This window comes from Streptomyces hokutonensis (assembly GCF_000376565.1).
GTDB classification, from domain to species: Bacteria; Actinomycetota; Actinomycetes; order Streptomycetales; family Streptomycetaceae; genus Streptomyces; species Streptomyces hokutonensis.
Genome location: NZ_BARG01000173.1, coordinates 1 through 697 on the forward strand (window position 1 = coordinate 1; position 697 = coordinate 697).

Annotated in this window: 1 protein-coding gene; it reads right to left on the reverse strand. The window is 70.3% G+C overall.

What is annotated here, in order from left to right; translation table 11 throughout:
• Positions 1 to 697, reverse strand: a 697-nt coding sequence (locus SSP08S_RS58020; RefSeq protein WP_043260504.1) for a ketoacyl-synthetase C-terminal extension domain-containing protein, incomplete at both ends; no start/stop codon positions are given.

The following is a 697-nucleotide window of genomic DNA, read 5'->3' on the forward strand; positions in this document are numbered from 1 at the left end:
ACCAGTAGCCAGCGCGTCGAGTCCCGTGAGCGCCTCGTCGGCCGACTCCACGAGCAGGACGGCCCGGTCGGTCAGCCGGGCCCGGGTGGTGGCGAGCGCCTGTCCGATCTCCGCGACGGGCACGTTCTCGGTGTCCCGTACCAACGCGGCCAGCCGCTCCGCCTGTCCGGCCAGGGCTGCGGGTCCCCGGGCCGACACCAGCCACGGAACGACTCCGAGTTCCGTTTCGTCGGCCGGCTCCTCCTCCGGCTCGGGCACTTGCTCCAGGATCACGTGGGCGTTGGTCCCGCTCACCCCGAACGACGACACACCCGCACGCCGCGGCCGATCCACATCCGGCCACTCACGCGCCTCCGTCAACAACTCCACCGCACCCGAAGACCAGTCCACATGCGACGACGGCACATCCACATGCAACGTCCGCGGCAGCACACCGTGCCGCAGCGCCTGGACCATCTTGATGATCCCCGCCACACCCGCAGCCGCCTGGGTGTGCCCGATGTTGGACTTCAACGCGCCGAGCCACAGGGGCTGTTCGGCCGTGTGTTCCTGACCGTAGGTGGCCAGGAGAGCGTGGGCCTCGATCGGATCGCCCAGGGTCGTGCCCGTCCCGTGCGCCTCCACCACATCCACATCAGCAGCAGACACCCGCGCACTCGCCAACGCCGCCCGGATCACCCGCTCCTGCGACGGACCA